Below are 19,080 nucleotides of genomic sequence, written 5' to 3' on the forward strand. Positions count from 1 at the left end.
TTCTCGGAGGCTACAACGCCTTGCGCCATTGCCTACGGTTACGCCAGAATCCGCCGGCTTGTGCGTCTTGGGCCTGGGCTCTATCGTTTGCCGGTCGCTGAAAAACAGCGATCGGGTTTGGTAGCCCGGTTACCCGGCGCATAGCGCCACCGTTTGGAGGCCTTTTCAGGCCTCAGTTTTATGGTGGCCATGCGTAGGGCGCTATCGAGCGCGCCGGGTTGCCAGGTAACCGGTCTACCAACCTTCGTATGGCCGCCTCCCACGTTTGGTAGCGAGGGTGATGGCTCCACTTTATTATCTGGAGTTTCATCTATGTTCAAAGTAACGCCCAACCCGCCGGACACCGATCCGACATCGCTGCACGAGCCCCCCGATTCAGAAAAATACGACGAGGTTGTCAAACGCGCCCTCGATTTCTACGCCAACCCCGCCGCGCACACCGCCGTTATCAAAGCCACCCCGAGGCAACTCGACAGCATGTTCATCGTTAACCCGCAAATCGACGTCGAAACCCTGCTGGGCCATGCTTGCGAATCCCTGGCGTCGGCCAATGTCATGGCCATGGACCTGGCGGATCATCTGGACGGGACAAGCCGCAATTCCCTGTTGGGTATTGCGCAAGTCATCATGCTGGGCGAGCTGGCAGTGAATCGGGCGTTGGATCGGATAGATCAGTCCGAGTAGCGACGACTTCTTGTGGCTAGGGGGTTTGCTCCTGCTGGGTTGCGCAGCGGTCTCAAAAGGCCGACTGCGGTCTTTCAGGAACAACTCAGCGACGTTTTCGGGGCTGCTACGCAGCCCAGCGGGAGCAAGCTCCCTCGCCACAGGTTTGGTGTGTGCTGCGACGACGCTTGTGGGGAGCTTGTGCCAATCCTTTCTTTGATTTGCGCTTGCGCCAGGATGTGTTTTCGCCTGTCGAGCATTTAGTTGTTCACTCAATTGCCACTTCGACGCAAGCCGTGGCAATCACCCTTCCTGCATAGGCAGCGCTGAGCACCAGATCACAGTACTTGCCATTGTCATCCATGGAAGCAAGGCGAGCATTGAACTGCAATTGCTTATCGGCTGGCACCAGCTCGGCTGCATCTAGCGTCACATGCAAAAGCCTGTAGGAAACGGCTCGCCCCATTTTGTGATCCAGTAGCCGGGACATGGCCTGACTCATCCCGTACATCACAACCGCGACCGGCCACATGGCGTATTGCGGAAAATGTCCTTCGCACCGTGCGGCGCTGAAATCAACACTGCAGGCGGTGATCTCCCGGTCGCTGAGCTCAAGCACTGACAAGGGGAACGCTTCGGCATAGGGCGAGTGGCCAGAGGGTAGAGGCGCTGGCGATCGATGACGGGCGTAGAGTTTGTCAAAGGTCTTTTCTGCCAGCACGTGGTAACTCACGAACAAGTCTGCGAATGGCTGCCCGTCCACCAGCAGTTGAGTTTCTGCGCAGATGATTTTGCGAGACTGCTCAACGATTTTCGCCCTGGCGGTCATCCACGGTGTCTGGCCAAGGCGGACAGGGCGGTAATGCAGGTTCCATTGAGCGTGGGAGGCCAGGTAGTACACGCGTGCCGCTGCAAACTGTGTCCGAGCTGCCGCACAGGATCCCAGAATGGCGAGATGACGCCCTGCCTCGGCCGTTGCCAATGGGCCCAGTTCATTCCCTTGGGGTTGCTCGGGGGTGAATTCACCGTAGATGTCCCATTCGTCAGGCAGCGTATACAGCGACCTGAAAGCGAAATAGGGGGGTTGGACCGCGATGCGGTTGGCCATCTGCGCCATGTCGACAGCAATGCGAGCCTGCTGGTCAGGGATTTTCAAGGCTGGGTTCATGACTGACGATCTCCATGTCGGTAATGATCAGTGCAGGATTTGAAGTGCTGTGTCGCACTTTCAAACTAGGGGAAAACCCTTATAAAAAAACCTGTCAACAATGACAGGTTAATTGCCGAAGTGACGGACGGTAGTGTTTACTATCAGAACTGATAGGGCTTTGTTGCTAGAACTTTCAAGTTATCAAGTTGATAGCGGGTACCTGTCAAACTTGACAGTAGACAACGGGTGATAATGTGAGGAGCTTGCAGGGAGGAAGGTGTCTGACTTTCTTCTCCTCGTGTGGGGTATGCGTCATGGACGAACTTAATAGCGTTGCCAGTGACAGTGTCGATAAAGCCAATGAATTAGTGGAGTTGCTCATCCAGTACGGATCTGCTTTTGGTGTGAAGGTTGTTTTTGCCGTGCTGTTTTGGATAGTGGGCCGTTGGGTGATCAGTTTTATTGTCAGGTTTGTGCAGCGCTCGATGACCCGGCAACGGGTTGATCCGACGGTCTTGCGTTATGTCGGGTCCTTTATCAGTGTCACGCTGAACATCATCCTGGTGATTGCCATTCTTGGGTATTGCGGGATTGAAACGACCAGCTTTGCGGCGATTCTGGCGGCGGGTGGGTTCATCATTGTGTTGCGGCCGTTCAAGGTTGGGGATGAGATTGGGGCGGGCGGGGTGGTGGGGACGGTGACGGAGATCGGGTTGTTTGTGACGACTGTTAATACGGCGGATAACGTGTTGACGCTGGTGGGTAATAACAAGATTTTTTCTGACACTATTCAGAACTTTTCCAGTAATGAGTTTCGGCGGGTGGAGTTGTCGTTTTCGCTGCCGTTCGAGACGGATGAGCGGGTGGTGGTGGGGTTGCTGCAGCAGCGGCTGGGGAAGGTGGAGAATGTGTTGTCGGCGCCGGCGGTTGATGTTCGGTTGGTGGGTGTGTCTGCGGAGTCGGTGGTGTTGATGGTGCGGTTGTGTTGTCACAGTGAGCATTATGGGATGGTGCGTTTTGATGCGAATGGGGTGATTCGGGAAGTGTTGAAAGGCATGGCGGATCATCAGGTTCAGATTGATGTGGTGAGTGGTGAGTTTGCTGAGGGTAAACAGGGTTCGGGAGGGGTTGATAGGGAGGTTGGGTAAGTCGACTATTGCTGACCGATCAGCTGTTGAATCAACAGCGGGCGGTTGGTGAGGGTCGCCCGCCGATTTCCCCTCGCTGTCGGTGGGCCAATGTCGGCCATGGTCACGGCGCGGCAAAGGGGTCCAGGATAATGCGAATGAATGGCTTGTCGTCTTCGATAGCGACGGCGGGCAGAAAATTGATCTTGGGTTCCATGGAGCGAAGACACTGGTGTACCCAGTCGTTGATAATGGTCTAAATTTAGACTCTTATAAGACCACTGTATTTTGATTTTATAGATTATTGAGCCTGTCGGAGGCTCAAAAAGCACCGTCTAAATGAGTAACCCAGCGCAAAAAAGGTGCGAGCAATGCGAATTGAAACCATAAGTTACATCAAAAAAAATGCGGCAACCTTGGACCTGTCCGAGCCAATTGTGGTTACTCAAAATGGCCTTCCCGCCTACGTAATCGAATCATACGCTGAACGTAAGCGCAGGGATGAAGCGATTGCCCTCATCAAGCTGCTTGCCTTTGCGTCCCGTGACAAAGAGCAAGGGAAGCTCATTTCAGGTGACACCCTCTTGAATCGTTTGGCCCAGCGCTGCAATCGATATCAAGAGGAAAAAGATGACAACATTTAAAATTCTATACGCTACAACCGCAGAACGAAGCCTGTCGTGGGACTGCATTTCCAGCAAACGGCTCAGTGTGCGCTGGAACTCGAAGTTCAGGTCTCGCCTGTTACACCGCCTCGTTACAATTGCGGACAAGCGTTGCTCCTACAGACACTAATCTTAGTCGAGATTATTTTCCCACAACAAAATAGGAATATGCCACGGCCAAGAGTGTCGTTTTACCCTTGCATGCTGACCATTCAGAAACTGAACATACTTCCCGATCAAAGTGATCATCAATCAGGGAAGGCAAAAATGACTATCGGATCCAGTTACGACTACCCGTCACAAATCGCCAGGAATATCGCTCGGACAAAGCGCACTGCTAAAAACAAATGGCGTGCCCGCTTCCCGAACCCGCCGGACTTATGCTTCGACTATCGCACATTGGTAGAACAGGAAAGTGGCATCGCACGAGCGACCAATCCAAACCATAAGATATGTATTATTGGCGCAGGCGTTACCGGGCTCACCGCAGCAAGAGAGCTTTATCGCTGCGGGTTTAATCATGTAACACTAATCGAACAATCTAAACGGATAGGTGGCAGACACCTGACGGTACCGGGCAGCCCTAACTCGCCAGAAGGCCATACACCTTTCGAGATGGGCGCTATGCGCATGCCTTTTTTCAACAGAGCAGACGAGCCACCGAAAGAAGGCCGCTCCCTGATGGCCTATTATGCCAGTGAATTCGAGCTGGCTATTTCAGACTTCGCAAACCCTGGCAGTCAGTGGGTAACGTCAACCGGAATTTATCTTCGAGAAGGAAGCGTAGGAGGCGCAACGCTTCCACACATGCTCATCTGGAAGAATGAAGATGGCCAAACTCCCCCTCCGGGAGACGAACTTCAAAAGGTATACACCAAATGGAAAGCCTTTGCCGACCGAATGAGTCGTCACATTTCAGAGGTCTACGCCAGCGAGAAATGGGAATTCATCTGGGCGGCGATCGTCGAAAAATACGAGAATGTTTCGTTTCGCGACTTGGTCAGCATGCCCGTAATCACCGCTTGGGATGAAAGCTCGCCCGGCGACTTCGGCGGGATGGGCATGACGGCGGATGAATCCGCCATTTTTTACGCGATAGGAATCGGTGACGGCAGCTGGGGCGCCTTTTACGATGTCTGCTCGCTATATCCCATGCGTACAGCGATTTTCGGATTCAGCAGTCAGCTGCAACTGGTTCATGGCCGAGTGGACTCAACTGGCAATCCCGTTGCGTCCCCTCACTTGCACAGCGAAGCCGTATTTGACTCAAAGGGGCTGGGATTCGACAGACCGCGATATATCGGCCTTGCAGCACTGGATGAATGCTTGCTGTTTATAAACACGGATACGACCGGAAAATCTTTTTATGAGCACAGCCTCGAGAGAATTGACGGCTTCCTTACCGACTCCTCCGTAACCAAACTGAAAAAACTGGATAACAAAAAGATCCGTGTTTATTACAACTGGAAAGCCAGCGAGACAGAGCACACTCAGGAACAATTCGACGATTTTGACTCCGTCATCATGACCCTTCCCTCCTGGCTGCTCGAAACTCGAATAACACTGGAAAATTTCAACCAGGAAATGCTTCCTTTCGAAACGATAAATGCCTATAAAACCGCTCACTGGGAAACCAGCTGCAAAGTTTTTGCCCCTCTCAAGAAGTCATTTTTATTAAAAAACACCACTATCCCGCAAGCCATTGTCACTGACAGCTTCATTCACGACGTATACACCTATCGCTACAATGAAAATTATAGCTATGACTGCATCCTCCTGAGTTACACCTGGGAAGACGATGCGACCAAACTCGCCTTGTTCACTGATAAGGAGCTGGTCAAGAAATGCGTAAAAGAGCTCGATCGCATACTCATGAATGCTGAAAACATCCAGGAAAAAATTTCACCTTATATCGGCATCGAACAAGCTGTCGTGCATCGCTGGATGACGGACAAAAATGCGTTGGGATGTGCAAAGTTATATAGGCCTGGCACTTATTACGATGCCGTGAGCTTGATGAAGTACAACAGGGATTACGCTGCCATCTCTGGCCTCTACCTTTCTGGAGAGTCTTTTTCAGTCGATGCCGGCTGGACTGAGCCTTGCTTCCGCGGCGCGGTCGATGCAGTCATCCATATCTGTAACAAAACCGAGGCTACCTTCAATGGCGGCTTCTCCATGGCTGATTACCCCGAATACAAACTCAGAACCTGACCTCGATTTCCCCAGGAAAGAGCCAATGCAGGCCATGCATTGGCTCGCCTTCGCCAATCTTGGGAAACGGACTACAACCGAAAAGGAAACGGCTGACTTCCTCGCATTTGAATCTTCGACGCTTAATAACGCCGCAATGAAACAGTTTGAAGAACAATAAAAACGAGGTCACCCGTATGAGCGAGTCAACAAGTCCTGTTCGTGTAGCAGTCGTGCAATTCGATCCACAAGTCGGCATGGAAAACCGTGAAGGCAATCTGTGCCGCTGCCTGGAATTGGCGCTGGAGGCCGTCAGCGGCGGTGCAAATCTCATCGTGCTGCCCGAGCTTTCCAGCACAGGCTATTTTTTCACCAGCCGACAGGACGCTTTCGACCATTCCGAAGCGATTCCCGGCGGGCCATGCGTTCAAAGTTGGATGGACTTCGCCAGCAAGCACAAGGTTTACCTGGTTGCCGGGCTGACCGAAAGAGACGGTATGCGCCTCTTCAATACCGCTGTCCTGGTAGGTCCGGACGGATTTATCGGCAAATACCGCAAAGCCCATTTATGGAACCTTGAAAAGCTATGGTTCACGCCGGGTGACCTGGGCTTCCCGGTGTTTGATACGCCCATCGGCCGCATCGGGCTGTTGATCTGCTGGGACATCTGGTTCCCGGAGGTACCGCGAATCCTCAGTCAACAGGGCGCGGACATCATTTGCAGCCTGAACAACTGGGTGTGGACGCCTCCGCCGCTGTTCGATGACGCCGGCAAATGCATGGCTTCGTATCTGACGATGACGGCAGCTCACGTCAACAATGTGTTTATTGCAGCCGCCAGCCGGATCGGCGAAGAGCGAGGTGCTCGTTACCTGGGTTGCTCATTGATTGCCGGCACCAATGGCTGGCCGATTGGCGAAGTGGCTTCAGCGGACAAACAAGAAATCCTGTTTGCCGATATTGACCTGACCAGCTCGCGCAGTGCCCCCATCTGGAACAACCTGAACGATCTGCATCGTGACCGACGCACCGATCTTTACGATCAGATGCTCGGTTACATCCAACACCCTGCTCTCCCACGCTGATCGGGGAGGCCCAACCATGGAACCCACTACCGATACCCATCGGCTGAACTCGCTCGCCAGCAAGAAGCTTGATACCTCGATCATCTTGCTGGTAATCGGCACCGGACTGCTGATTACCTGGCTTTCATTCACCCACCGCTCATCATGGTCTGCCCATTGGCCCGACTATAACCACATGGTGTCGAACCTCCCCGATCCGAGTGCCTGGTTGCGCTGGGTATTGGGAGACATCAGCGAGGTTGCATTCTACAAACACGAGTTCGCTTCGATCGGGCTGCTGGCTGGCGCTTATCTGGCCTATTGGGCAAATCGAAAGGGAAAAGTATGGCAAGGCTTTGCCATTTCCTACGGCAGCGGATTATGGCCGTGGCTGGTCACCAGTTCGCTGCTTGGATTGCTGCTGAGCAATCTGCTGTGGGGCTGGACGGTCACGGCCAACAGCTGGCAACCCACGTTTGCAGCGTTTGTTTCATTACCGGCAGCGATGGTGCTGATGTTTGGCGGCGGCTGGAAGGTAACGATCAATGGCGCAATCATGGGCGCCGTGCTCGTTACTCCGATGTGTTTGCTGATCGTCAACTACGTCTGCAACCCACTGGGCTTACCCGTAGTGATCGGCAATGTCTCTGGCATGGCGGTTGCCAGCGTCCCGGCATTTCTATTGTGCCGTTACGTGCCGAACCTGATGAGGTCCGCCCCGACCACCCAGCCCACGGAATCATCCGCGCCCGTCGTTGAACCGGCCCAGACTAAAACCACCGACTACGGAATCATCTGGAGCCTGCGCCGAATATTGGCGGATTTTTCGGAAGCGCCGTTCTTCGGGAACGAGCTGGCCAGCATCGGTCTGTTGCTGGGTGTACTGCTGGCCTACAGTTTGAATCCCATGAGCCCCGCTTATGGCTCAGGCTTGCTGCCGCAACTCATCGGTGCGCAGGCGCTGACGTCCGCCTTGGGCGTGGTGATATGGCGTCGCCAATGGAGGCGACTCGGTTGGTATCCCACCTATGTTCCACTGGTGTCGGTAGTACCCGCGGCAATTCTGACCTATGGCGGCAGTTGGCAGGTCATAGCGTCAAGTGCACTGCTAGGCGCACTGATCGCGCCACCATTGGCCTGCGCCCTTGCCAAGCGGGTGCCGGGCGACATGCATCCTTACATTGGCAATGTCCTCTCCATGGCCATCAGTACGGTGCTGATCATTCCGTTTATCGGGCTCCTGATAGCCGACTGACACATCGACCTGTGGGAGCCAGCTTGCTCGCGATAGCGATACGTCAGTCACTTCAACGTTGAATGTGCCGCCGCCATCGCGAGCAAGCTCCCAGGTGGTGGGGGGGGTTGGATTGGGGGCGTCATATAAGTTTTGTGGGGGGGCTGCGATGGTGGTGGGGCAGGGGGATTTTTGTTGGGTGATAGGCCGCTTTCGCGAGCAAGCTTGCTCCTACAGGGGGCTGCGGGGGATTCGTGGGGTGTGTGAATAGCCGGGAAGTGGATGTGGGGTTGGTGTTGGGCACCAACCCCGGTTGGGTGGAGTCAGGAGGCTATTAGTTGGCGTAGGACGTAGTGCAGGATGCCTCCGGCTTTGAAGTATTCGACTTCGTTCAAGGTGTCGATCCGGCACAGCACTTCGACTTTTTCCCGGCGGCCATCGGCTCGGGTGATGACCAGGGTCAGGTTCATGCGCGGTGTCAGTTCGACGCCGGTCAGGCCGAGGATGTCGAGGGTTTCTTTGCCGGTGAGGTTGAGGCTTTTGCGGTTCTGGTCGAGTTTGAATTGCAGGGGCAGTACGCCCATGCCGACCAGGTTGGAGCGGTGGATGCGTTCGAAGCTTTCGGCGATGACGGCTTTGACGCCGAGCAGGTTGGTGCCTTTGGCGGCCCAGTCGCGGCTGGAGCCGGTGCCGTATTCCTGGCCGGCGATGACCACCAGCGGGGTGCCGCTGGCCTGGTAGCGCATGGCGGCGTCGTAGATCGGGATTTTTTCGCCGGTGGGGATGTAGATGGTGTTGCCGCCTTCTTCGCCGCCGAGCATTTCGTTGCGGATGCGGATGTTGGCGAAGGTGCCGCGCATCATCACTTCGTGGTTGCCGCGCCGGGAGCCGTAGGAGTTGAAGTCGCGCGGTTCCACGCCTTTGTCGCGCAGGTAGTGGCCGGCGGGGCTGTCGGCCTTGATGTTGCCGGCCGGGGAGATGTGGTCGGTGGTGACCGAGTCGCCGAGCAGGGCCAGAACCCGGGCGCCGGCGACGTCCTTGACCACCGGGGGCGGGCCGCCGATGTCGTCGAAGAACGGTGGGTGCTGGATGTAGGTCGAGTCGTCCTGCCAGACATAGGTCGCGGCCTGGGGCACTTCGATCGCTTGCCATTGTTCGTCGCCGGCGAAGACTTCGGCGTATTCCTTGTGGAACATGGCGGTGTTGACCTGGTTCACGGCGTCGGCGATTTCCTGGCTGCTGGGCCAGATGTCGCGCAGGTACACCAGGTTGCCGTCCTGGTCGGTGCCCAGGGGTTCGCTGCTGAGGTCCATTCGCACGGTGCCGGCCAGGGCATAGGCGACGACCAGGGGCGGGGAGGCCAGCCAGTTGGTTTTCACCAGGGGGTGCACGCGGCCTTCGAAGTTGCGGTTGCCCGAGAGTACGGAGGCGACGGTGAGGTCGGCTTGCTGGATGGCTTTTTCGATGGGCTCCGCCAAGGGGCCGGAGTTGCCGATGCAGGTGGTGCAGCCGTAACCGACCAGGGCGAAGCCGAGTTCATCGAGGTATTGGGTCAGGCCGGCCGCCTTGTAGTAGTCGGTGACCACTTTCGAGCCGGGTGCCAGGGAGCTCTTGACCCAGGGTTTGCGTTTCAGGCCTTTTTCCACGGCTTTTTTCGCCACCAGGCCGGCGGCCATCATCACGCTCGGGTTGGAGGTGTTGGTGCAGGAGGTGATGGCGGCGATGACCACGGCGCCGTTTTTCAGGCGGTAGGTCTGGCCTTCGTAGTCGTAGTCCGCTTCGCCGGCCAGGTCGGCGTTACCGACGGCGACGCCACCGCCGCCTTCGCTTTCCAGGCGGCCTTCTTCTTTGCTGGTGGGTTTGAATTGCAGGTCGGTGAAGTCGCTGAAGGCTTGCGGGACGTTGGGCAGGGAGACACGGTCTTGTGGGCGTTTCGGCCCGGCGAGGCTGGCTTCGACGCTGCCCATGTCCAGGGCCAGGCTGTCGGTGAAGATCGGTTCTTTGCCGGGCAGGCGCCACAGGCCTTGGGCCTTGCTGTAGGCCTCGACCAGTTTTACCGTGGCCAGCGGCCGGCCGGACAGGCGCAGGTAGTCGAGGGTGATGTCATCCACCGGGAAGAAGCCGCAGGTGGCGCCGTATTCCGGGGCCATGTTGGCGATGGTCGCGCGGTCGGCCAGGGGCAGGTCGGCGAGGCCGTCACCGTAGAATTCGACGAATTTGCCGACCACGCCTTTTTTGCGCAGCATTTGGGTGACGGTGAGCACCAGGTCGGTGGCGGTGATGCCTTCCTTGAGCTTGCCGGTGAGTTTGAAGCCGATCACTTCCGGGATCAGCATCGACACCGGTTGGCCGAGCATCGCCGCTTCCGCTTCGATCCCGCCGACGCCCCAGCCGAGGATGCCGAGGCCGTTGATCATGGTGGTGTGGGAGTCGGTGCCGACCAGGGTGTCGGGGAAGGCGTAGGTGCGGCCGTCTTCGTCTTTGGTCCAGACGGTGCGGCCGAGGTATTCCAGGTTGACCTGGTGGCAGATGCCGGTGCCCGGCGGCACCACGCTGAAGTTGTCGAAGGCGCTCTGGCCCCAGCGCAGGAACGCATAACGTTCACCGTTGCGTTGCATTTCGATGTCGACGTTCTGGCCAAAGGCGCTGGCGCTGCCGAATTTGTCGACCATTACCGAGTGGTCGATCACCAGGTCTACCGGCGACAATGGATTGATGCGCTGCGGGTCGCCACCGGCCTTGGCCATGGCGGCGCGCATGGCGGCCAGGTCGACCACGGCGGGTACGCCGGTGAAGTCTTGCATCAGGACCCGCGCCGGGCGGTACTGGATCTCGCGATCGCTGCGTCGCTCCTTGAGCCAGGCGGCGATGGCCTTGAGGTCGGCGCCGGTGACGGTTTTGTCGTCTTCCCAGCGCAGCAGGTTTTCCAGCAGGACTTTCAGCGACATGGGTAGCTGGTCGAGGTCGCCGAGGCTCTTGGCGGCGTCGGGCAGGCTGAAATAGTGGTAGGTCTTGTCGTCGACTTGCAGGGTTTTAAGGGTGTTCAGGCTATCGAGGGACGGCATTGCGATCACTCCTTGAAGTCCGCACGGCTACGGACTGAGGGGACGGACAGAGCATTTAAACTAGCCCTGTTTTCAGTAGCTGGCTAATAACTGGACTCTATGGACAAGTCCAAGGTTCCGAACTCGGCTATCATGCGCCGGTTTTCGTGACAGGCTTTGCTTCAACGCAAGCCTGGGCATCGCGCAGTGGTTGAATGTCTCGCCATCTGCCCAGGAGTAAGAATGAATACCCTCTTTATGCATTGCCGGCCGGGCTTCGAAGGCGAAGTCTGTTCCGAGATTTCCGAACACGCCGCTCGGCTGAACGTGGCCGGTTATGCCAAGGCCAAGACCGCCAGCGCCTGCGCCGAATTCATCTGCACCGAAGAAGACGGCGCCGAGCGGTTGATGCGCGGTCAGCGTTTTGCTGATCTGATCTTCCCGCGGCAGTGGGCTCGGGGGATTTTTATCGATTTGCCGGAAACTGACCGTATCAGCGTGATCCTTGCGCACATGGCGGATTTTCCGCTGTGCGGCAGCTTGTGGCTGGAGATGGTCGACACCAACGATGGCAAGGAGCTGTCGAACTTCTGCAAGAAGTTTGAAGGGCATTTGCGCAAGGCGCTGATGGCGGCTGGGAAGTTGGTGGAGGATCCTTCTAAACCGCGGTTGCTGCTGACGTTTAAAAGTGGACGCGAAGTGTTTATGGGGCTGGCGGAGTCGAATAACTCGGCGATGTGGCCGATGGGCATTCCGCGGTTGAAGTTTCCGCGTGAGGCGCCGAGCCGCTCGACGTTGAAGCTGGAGGAGGCGTGGCACCACTTTATTCCGCGGGATCAGTGGGATGAGCGGTTGCACAGTGACATGACGGGTGTTGACCTTGGTGCGGCACCGGGTGGCTGGACGTGGCAGCTGGTTAATCGCGGGATGCTGGTGACGGCGATCGACAATGGGCCGATGGCGGAAAGCCTGATGGAGACCGGGTTGGTGCAGCATTTGATGGCTGACGGGTTTACCTTCAAGCCTCGGCAGCCGGTGGACTGGATGGTGTGCGACATTGTCGAGAAGCCGGCGCGTAATGCGGCGATGCTGGAGGAGTGGATTGGCGAGGGGCATTGCCGGGAAGCGGTGGTTAACCTGAAGTTGCCGATGAAGCAGCGGTATGCCGAGGTGAAGCGCTTGCTGGAGCGGATTGCCGACGGTTTCAAGGAGCGCGGGATTCGGGTGGAGATTGGTTGCAAGCAGCTGTATCACGACCGGGAAGAAGTGACGTGCCATTTGCGGCGGCTGGACGTGAAGAAACCGAAATCCCGCTGAGCTTGCGCTCTGATCATTCCCACGCTCTGCGTGGGAATGCCGCCGGGGACGCTCCGCGTTCCGCCTTTGGATGTGACGCAGAGCGTCACGGGATGCATTCCCACGCGGAGCGTGGGAACGATCAACCCCCTGTAGGAGCCGGCTTGCCGGCGAAAGCGGTGGGTCAGTCGACCTCGATGTTGGATGTCAGGCCGCCTTCGCGAGCAAGCCCGCTCCCACAGGTGACGTCAAACCCGGCAATGCGCGACAATGCCGGCAAGTTTCAGGAGTGAACCATGAGTGAAATGATCGATACGCCGGTAGACGGCACCCTCGACGCCACTGGCCTCAACTGTCCGGAGCCGGTGATGATGTTGCACCAGCACATCCGTGACCTGGCGCCCGGCGGCCTGCTGAAGGTAATCGCCACCGATCCGTCGACACGCCGCGATATTCCCAAGTTTTGTGTGTTTCTCGACCATGAACTGGTGGGGCAGCATGAAGCGGCAGGTACCTACCTTTACTGGATCCGCAAGAAGTCCGGTTAAAAACCTGCATGGGCGTTATGGCCCGTTGTTTGATCGTTCCCACGCTCTGCGTGGGAATGCAGCCAGGGACGCTCTGCGTCCCAAGAGCCGAACGCGGAGCGTCCGCTGATGCATTCCCACGCGGACGGTTCGACGCCTCGACGTGGGAACGATCAGTGAGACGCTCGATTAAACGCTGGCCCCTGTAGGAGCTGCGTGCACTGCGCGTCAACGGATCGGCAAGCAATTCGCTTAACCCGCCGAACGGCTGATGCGGATCTGCTTTCGGGCACTGCGCGTCAGGCGGATCGACAGCATCAGCGCTGCGCAGCTCAGGCCGACGATCAAGCCCTGCCACAGCCCGCTCGGGCCGCTCGGGGTGCCGAACCAGTCGGTCAGGCCCAGGGCGTAGCCCACTGGCAAACCGATGCCCCAGTAGGCGAACAGGGTCAGGATCATCGTCACCCGGGTGTCCTGATAACCGCGCAACGCGCCGGCCGCGGTGACCTGGATCGCGTCGGAGAACTGAAACAGCGCCGAATACACGATCAGCATCGCCGCCACCCGGATCACCGTCGGGTCGGCGGTGTAGATGGTTGCGATGTGTTCGCGCAGTAGCAGCATCATGCTCGCGGAAATGCACGCGTACGCCAGCGCCGTGCCCATGCCGACCCCGGCGGCGAAGCGCGCTTCACGGGGTTGCTGGCGCCCGAGTGCCTGGCCGACGCGCACGGTCACGGCCATGCCGAGGGAGTAGGGGATCATGAACACCAGCGAGCTGAAGTTCAGCGCGATCTGGTGCCCGGCGACCACGGTCGCGCCCAGGCTGCCGATCAGCAGGGCGATCACGGCGAAGATGCTCGACTCGGCAAACACCGCAATCCCGATCGGCAAGCCGATGCCCAGCAGGCGTTTGATCACCGACCATTGCGGCCAGTCAAAACGACTGAACAGCTTGCTCGATTGGTAGGCCGGCGCCCAGCGTTCCCAGCCGGCCATGCCCAGGGCCATGACCCACATCACGATCGCCGTGGCCCAGCCGCAACCGACGCCGCCCATGGCCGGCACCCCGAAGTGGCCATAGATGAACACGTAGTTCAGCGGAATGTTCAGCGCCAGCCCGCACAAGCCCAGGACCATGGCCGGGCGCGTGCGGCCCAGGCCGTCACTGAAGCAGCGCAGCACATGGTAGATAGCCACGGCGGGCAGGCCGCTGGCGATGCCGTGCAGGTATTGCATGCAGGGGCCGATCAGCTCCGGATCGACCTTCATCAGGTGCAGGATCGGTTCGGCGCTGAATAGCATGATGGTCGCCATCAAACCCACCACCAGGGCCAGCCACAGGGCCTGGCGCACGATCGGGCCAATCTCGCTGTGGGTGCCGGCGCCGAATCGCTGGGCGGCTTTCGGGGTGGTGGCCAGCAGGGTGCCGGTCATCAGCAGGAACACCGGGACCCAGATCGAGTTGCCCAGCGCCACCGCCGCCAGGTCCCGCGGCCCGACCCGGCCGGCCATCACCGCATCGACGAAGCCCATGGCGGTGGTCGCCAGCTGCGCGACCATGATCGGCAGGGCCAGGGCGAGCAGGTTTTTCAGCTCCAGGCGAACCCGGGCGGGGCGGGTGAGGGCGGGAGCGGCGGGGCGGTCGGTTACGGAATTCAAGGGCGGAACGTCCAAAGGTGTTTGATGCGCGAGGCGGGGCATTCTACCTGTTGACGTATCGGTCAGGAAAATCGCTGTGTTGGGATTTTGTAATGGGTTACTCGAGTAGTTCGACGTTCCCTGTAGGAGCCGGCTTGCCGGCGAAAGCGGCGGGTCAGTCGACATCGATGCTGGATGCGAGTCCGCCTTCGCTGGCAAGCCAGCTCCTACAGGGGTTGCGGCGAACCCAAAAGTCCCGGCAAGGCGGCGATCAAACTGTAGGAGTGAGCCTGCTCGCGATGGCGGTGGATCAGGTTGCATGTGTGTTGGATGTGCCACCGCCTTCGCTGGCAAGCCAGCTCCTACAGGGGTTGCGGCGAACCCAAAAGTCCCGGCAAGGCGGCGATCAAATTGTAGGAGTGAGCCTGCTCGCGATGGCGGTGGATCAGGTTGCATGTGTGTTGGATGTGCCACCGCCTTCGCTGGCAAGCCAGCTCCTACAGGGGGCGGGGGGCTTTTGATGACCGTGAGCAATGCCCGCTGGCCCACCACGGTCATCTCCGCCTACACTGCCAACCCGCCAAAGGAGCCTGCCATGCTGATTGTTGCCGACGAAAATATCCCGCTGCTCGATGCCTTCTTCGAAGGTTTCGGCGAAATCCGCCGGGTGCCGGGGCGGTCCATCGACCGCGCCACCGTCGAACAGGCCGATGTGCTGCTGGTGCGTTCGGTGACCAACGTCAATCGCGCGCTGCTCGAGGGCAGCAAGGTGCGTTTTGTCGGCACCTGCACCATCGGCACCGATCACCTGGACCTGGATTATTTTCAGCGGGCCGGCATCACCTGGTCCAGCGCCCCCGGTTGCAACGCCCGGGGCGTGGTCGACTATGTGCTGGGCAGCCTGCTGACCCTGGCCGAGATCGAAGGCGCCGACCTGACGCAACGCACCTACGGGGTGGTGGGTGCCGGCGAGGTGGGTGGCCGGTTGGTCAAGGTCCTGCAAGGGCTGGGCTGGAAGGTGCTGGTCTGCGATCCGCCCCGGCAAGCCGCGGAAGGGGGCGACTACGTCAGCCTCGAGCAGATCATCGAGCAGTGCGACGTGATCAGCCTGCACACGCCGTTGAAGAAGCACGGGGGCCAGTCGACCTGGCATCTGTTCGATAAGACCCGCTTGAATCAGCTCAAGCCCGGCACCTGGCTGATCAACGCCAGCCGTGGCCCGGTGGTGGATAACGCCGCGTTGCGCCAGGTGCTGTTGCAGCGTGAAGACCTGCAAGCGGTGCTGGACGTCTGGGAGGGCGAGCCCGAGGTCGATGTGGCGCTGGCCGAACTCTGCGTGCTGGCGACGCCGCACATTGCCGGGTACAGCCTGGACGGCAAGCAGCGCGGGACGGCGCAGATCTATCAGGCGTATTGCCGGTTCCTCGGGCAACCGGAACAGGTCAGCTTGAGCGATCTGCTGCCGGCGCCCTGGTTGTCGCAGGTGACCTTGAATGGGCATAGCGACCCAGCCTGGGCGTTGGCGATGGTGTGCCGAGGGGTGTACGACCCGCGTCGGGACGATGCGGATTTCAGGCGCAGTCTGGTAGGCAATGTGAGTGAGCAGCGGGCGGCGTTTGATGCGTTGCGCAAGCATTATCCGTTGCGGCGGGAGATTGATGGGTTGCAGGTGCGGATTGAGGGGGATTCGCCGGTATTGCACAAGATGGTGGTGGCGTTGGGGGCGGTGGCGGTTTAGGACCGAGTCGGCCCCTTCGCGGGCAAGCCTCGCTCCTACGGGTCATGCGTCAATTTTGGCATCGCATCAATCCTGTAGGAGCGAGGCTTGCCCGCGAACGACGCACCACATTTGCCGGATCAGCACCCATAAAAAACCCGGCCACCAGGGCCGGGTCAAGAAGACGGTGGCTATATCACTTTTCTTCGGCAGGCTTGACCAACCGCTTTTCCAGTTCGCGGCAAGCGTCCTGGATCATGCCTTCAGTGATCGGTACTTCGCGCCCATCCTCATCGATAATCGAGCAACCCAGAGACTGGTCTGGCTGTGTGCGGATCACTTCAATCTTGTCTTCGCTGCTGTTTTGCAAGGACATGCCTGTCTCCTCATCAGGTTGTGTGCTTACTGTAGAACCGCCAGGTGACCGGGCTATGACAACTCCCTGCGATCTTCCTCGGCAGCCATATCAGTCCACCAGAAATACCGCGGTCCTGCCACCCGAACTTTAGACCAATAGTGTCTAGCGTCTAGGCATTGCGGTCATAATTAAAGTGACTCATTGTGATTTACATGGTTGCCTTTAGGGTCTATGCCATTTCGGCGGTGTAGGCTGGCCCGAATAATGGCTTTGTCGCGTACATGGATGGTCCTGATGCTCTCTGCTCGTCAACGCCGCGCGTTTCGCCTGGCCAGTCGTTTTCTTGCGCCGTATCGTTGGCCGGCCCTCGGTGCCTTGCTCGCCTTGATTGTTACGGCCGGCATCACCTTGTCCATGGGGCAGGGCATTCGCCTGGTGGTGGACCAGGGGTTCATGACCCAGTCGCCGCAGTTGCTCAATCAGTCCATCGGCCTGTTCCTGCTGCTGGTGCTCGGCCTGGCGATCGGCACGTTCGCGCGGTTTTACCTGGTGTCGTGGATCGGCGAGCGCGCGGTCGCGGACATCCGCCGCCAGGTGTTCAACCACCTGATTTACCTGCACCCGGGGTTCTACGAAGACAACCGCAGCTCCGAGATCCAGTCGCGCCTGACGGCCGATACCACCTTGCTGCAATCGGTGATCGGCTCTTCGCTGTCGTTGTTCCTGCGCAACTTGCTGATGGTGATCGGCGGGATCGTCCTGCTGTTCATCACCAACCCCAAGCTCACCAGCATCGTGGTGATCGCCTTGCCCCTGGTGATCGCGCCGATCCTGATTTTCGGCCGGCGCGTGCGCAGCCTGTCGCGCTTGAGTCAGGACCGGATTGCCGACATTGGTAGCTACGTCTCCGAAACCCTGGGCCAGATCAAGACCGTGCAGGCCTACAACCACCAGGTGCAGGACGAGCAACGGTTTGCCGTGACCGTGGAGGAGGCCTTCGACACCGCCCGCAAGCGCATCTTCCAGCGCGCCTGGTTGATTACCCTGGTGATCGTGCTGGTGCTGGGCGCGGTCGGGGTGATGCTGTGGGTCGGTGGCATGGATGTGATTGCCGGGCGGATCACCGCGGGTGAACTGGCCGCCTTTGTGTTTTACAGCCTGATCGTTGGCAGTGCGTTCGGGACCTTGAGCGAAGTGATCGGCGAATTGCAGCGCGCCGCCGGCGCCGCCGAGCGGATCGCCGAGTTGCTGCGCTCGGAAAACATCATCCAGCCGCCGACCACCGGCCTGGTGACCTTGCCGGAGCGGGTCAAGGGCGACCTGGTACTGCAAGACCTGCGTTTTTCCTACCCGTCGCGTCCGCAAAGCTACGCCGTCGATGGCTTGAGTCTGACGATCAATGCCGGTGAAACCCTGGCGCTGGTAGGGCCGTCCGGGGCCGGCAAGTCGACGGTGTATGACCTGCTGCTGCGCTTTTACGATCCCGCCGAGGGCCGCATCCTGCTCGACGGCATCCCCCTGACCCGACTCGACCCGCTGGACCTGCGCCGCTGCTTCGCCCTGGTCTCGCAAAGCCCGGCCCTGTTCTTTGGCAGCATCGAAGAGAACATCCGCTACGGCAACCCGACGGCGACCCTGGCCCAGGTCAAGGAAGCGGCAACTATCGCCTACGCCCATGACTTTATCGAAGCCATGCCCAACGGTTACCAGACCCACCTCGGTGACGCCGGCCTCGGCCTGTCCGGCGGCCAGCGCCAACGCCTGGCCATCGCCCGGGCGCTGCTGGTGGACGCCCCGATCCTGTTGCTCGACGAAGCCACCAGCGCCCTCGATGCCCAGAGCGAACACCTGATCCAGCAGGCCCTGCCCAGCCTGATGAAAAACCGCACCACCCTGGTCATCGCCCACCGCCTGGCCACGGTGAAAAACGCCGACCGGATCGCGGTGATGGATCAGGGGAGGCTGGTGGCGGTGGGGACGCATCAGGAGTTGATTGCGAGCAACGCGTTGTATGCGCGGTTGGCGGCGTTGCAGTTCAGTGATGGCAAGGCTGAATCCGAGCTTCACCTATAGGTAATCGGGCGTACACAATCCTGAGTCCGGCAAACAACCGGTGTAGGAGCCGGCTTGCCGGCGAAGGCGGCGGCACATTCAGTAGAAGTGTTGACTGACAGACCGCTTTCGCTGGCAAGCCAGCTCCTACAGGGGATTTTCGGTAAACACGCAATCGGTGGACGACGCCGATCCCGTGTAGGAGCCGGCTTGCTGGCGAAGACGGTGGCACATTCAGCAGGGGTGTTGACTGGTAGACCGCTTTCGCTGGCAAGCCAGCTCCTACAGGGGATTTTCGGTAAACACGCAATCGGTGGACGACGCCGATCCCGTGTAGGAGCCGGCTTGC

Annotated in this window: 15 protein-coding genes; 11 read left to right on the plus strand and 4 right to left on the minus strand. The window is 58.9% G+C overall.

Translation table 11 applies throughout. The annotated features are described in order from the left end of the window. The first annotated feature begins 312 nt into the window (after positions 1–312). Positions 313–684 (plus strand): DUF6124 family protein, encoded by a 372-nt coding sequence (locus tag F8N96_RS31080; protein WP_150801056.1) that lies wholly within the window; start codon positions 313–315, stop codon positions 682–684. 247 nt (positions 685–931) lie between these two features. Here F8N96_RS31080 and F8N96_RS31085 read toward each other — a convergent pair whose 3' ends face one another. Beyond that, the gene (locus F8N96_RS31085; protein WP_150801057.1) at positions 932–1,831 is read right to left on the minus strand and encodes a hypothetical protein; all 900 of its coding nucleotides are present in this window, start codon (positions 1,829–1,831) and stop codon (positions 932–934) included. Positions 1,832–2,127: 296 nt separating this feature from the next. Between F8N96_RS31085 and F8N96_RS31090 the strand changes: the two genes are divergently transcribed. The 6 genes from F8N96_RS31090 (at position 2,128) to F8N96_RS31115 (ending at position 8,117) form a co-directional block, all read left to right on the plus strand. Next, on the plus strand, positions 2,128–2,961 hold the full coding sequence (locus F8N96_RS31090; protein ID WP_150801058.1) for a mechanosensitive ion channel family protein: 834 nt from the start codon (positions 2,128–2,130) through the stop codon (positions 2,959–2,961). A gap of 350 nt (positions 2,962–3,311) precedes the next feature. Continuing rightward, positions 3,312–3,584 carry a type II toxin-antitoxin system Phd/YefM family antitoxin gene (locus F8N96_RS31095; RefSeq protein ID WP_150801059.1) on the plus strand — a complete coding sequence of 91 codons (273 nt, stop codon included), beginning with the start codon at positions 3,312–3,314 and terminating at the stop codon, positions 3,582–3,584. A gap of 288 nt (positions 3,585–3,872) precedes the next feature. Beyond that, a complete protein-coding gene (locus F8N96_RS31105; protein WP_150801061.1) occupies positions 3,873–5,819 on the plus strand; it encodes a flavin monoamine oxidase family protein in 1,947 nt (648 codons plus the stop codon). 25 nt (positions 5,820–5,844) lie between these two features. Continuing rightward, positions 5,845–5,979 carry a hypothetical protein gene (locus tag F8N96_RS35730; protein WP_263596466.1) on the plus strand — a complete coding sequence of 45 codons (135 nt, stop codon included), beginning with the start codon at positions 5,845–5,847 and terminating at the stop codon, positions 5,977–5,979. A gap of 16 nt (positions 5,980–5,995) precedes the next feature. Continuing rightward, entirely contained in the window at positions 5,996–6,883 is an 888-nt protein-coding gene (locus F8N96_RS31110) for a nitrilase family protein (RefSeq protein WP_150801062.1), read from the plus strand. Positions 6,884–6,899: 16 nt separating this feature from the next. Beyond that, complete coding sequence (locus F8N96_RS31115; protein WP_150801063.1) at positions 6,900–8,117, plus strand: threonine/serine exporter family protein; 1,218 nt, start codon at positions 6,900–6,902, stop codon at positions 8,115–8,117. A gap of 302 nt (positions 8,118–8,419) precedes the next feature. Here the strand turns inward: F8N96_RS31115 and acnA are convergent, their stop codons facing one another. Beyond that, entirely contained in the window at positions 8,420–11,161 is a 2,742-nt protein-coding gene (gene acnA, locus F8N96_RS31120) for an aconitate hydratase AcnA (RefSeq protein WP_150801064.1), read from the minus strand. A gap of 222 nt (positions 11,162–11,383) precedes the next feature. Here acnA and rlmM point away from each other — a divergent pair, with 222 nt between their 5' ends. Both rlmM and tusA read left to right on the plus strand, forming a co-directional pair. Then, a complete protein-coding gene (gene rlmM / locus F8N96_RS31125; protein ID WP_150801065.1) occupies positions 11,384–12,457 on the plus strand; it encodes a 23S rRNA (cytidine(2498)-2'-O)-methyltransferase RlmM in 1,074 nt (357 codons plus the stop codon). A 275-nt stretch (positions 12,458–12,732) separates the two neighbouring features. Then, entirely contained in the window at positions 12,733–12,984 is a 252-nt protein-coding gene (tusA, locus tag F8N96_RS31135; RefSeq protein ID WP_150765103.1) for a sulfurtransferase TusA, read from the plus strand. A gap of 231 nt (positions 12,985–13,215) precedes the next feature. Here tusA and F8N96_RS31140 read toward each other — a convergent pair whose 3' ends face one another. Next, complete coding sequence (locus F8N96_RS31140) at positions 13,216–14,625, minus strand: MATE family efflux transporter (RefSeq protein ID WP_150801066.1); 1,410 nt, start codon at positions 14,623–14,625, stop codon at positions 13,216–13,218. A 574-nt stretch (positions 14,626–15,199) separates the two neighbouring features. On the opposite strand from F8N96_RS31140, the gene pdxB reads away from it, so the two are divergent. Then, the gene (pdxB, locus tag F8N96_RS31145) at positions 15,200–16,342 is read left to right on the plus strand and encodes a 4-phosphoerythronate dehydrogenase PdxB (protein ID WP_150801067.1); all 1,143 of its coding nucleotides are present in this window, start codon (positions 15,200–15,202) and stop codon (positions 16,340–16,342) included. A gap of 175 nt (positions 16,343–16,517) precedes the next feature. Here pdxB and F8N96_RS31150 read toward each other — a convergent pair whose 3' ends face one another. Further along, positions 16,518–16,697 (minus strand): PA1571 family protein, encoded by a 180-nt coding sequence (locus tag F8N96_RS31150; protein WP_150801068.1) that lies wholly within the window; start codon positions 16,695–16,697, stop codon positions 16,518–16,520. Positions 16,698–16,964: 267 nt separating this feature from the next. Between F8N96_RS31150 and F8N96_RS31155 the strand changes: the two genes are divergently transcribed. Beyond that, on the plus strand, positions 16,965–18,752 hold the full coding sequence (locus F8N96_RS31155) for an ABC transporter transmembrane domain-containing protein (RefSeq protein WP_191635399.1): 1,788 nt from the start codon (positions 16,965–16,967) through the stop codon (positions 18,750–18,752). Positions 18,753–19,080 lie beyond the last annotated feature (328 nt).

The organism is Pseudomonas fluorescens, assembly GCF_902497855.1.
Classification (GTDB): domain Bacteria; phylum Pseudomonadota; class Gammaproteobacteria; order Pseudomonadales; family Pseudomonadaceae; genus Aquipseudomonas; species Aquipseudomonas fluorescens_BI.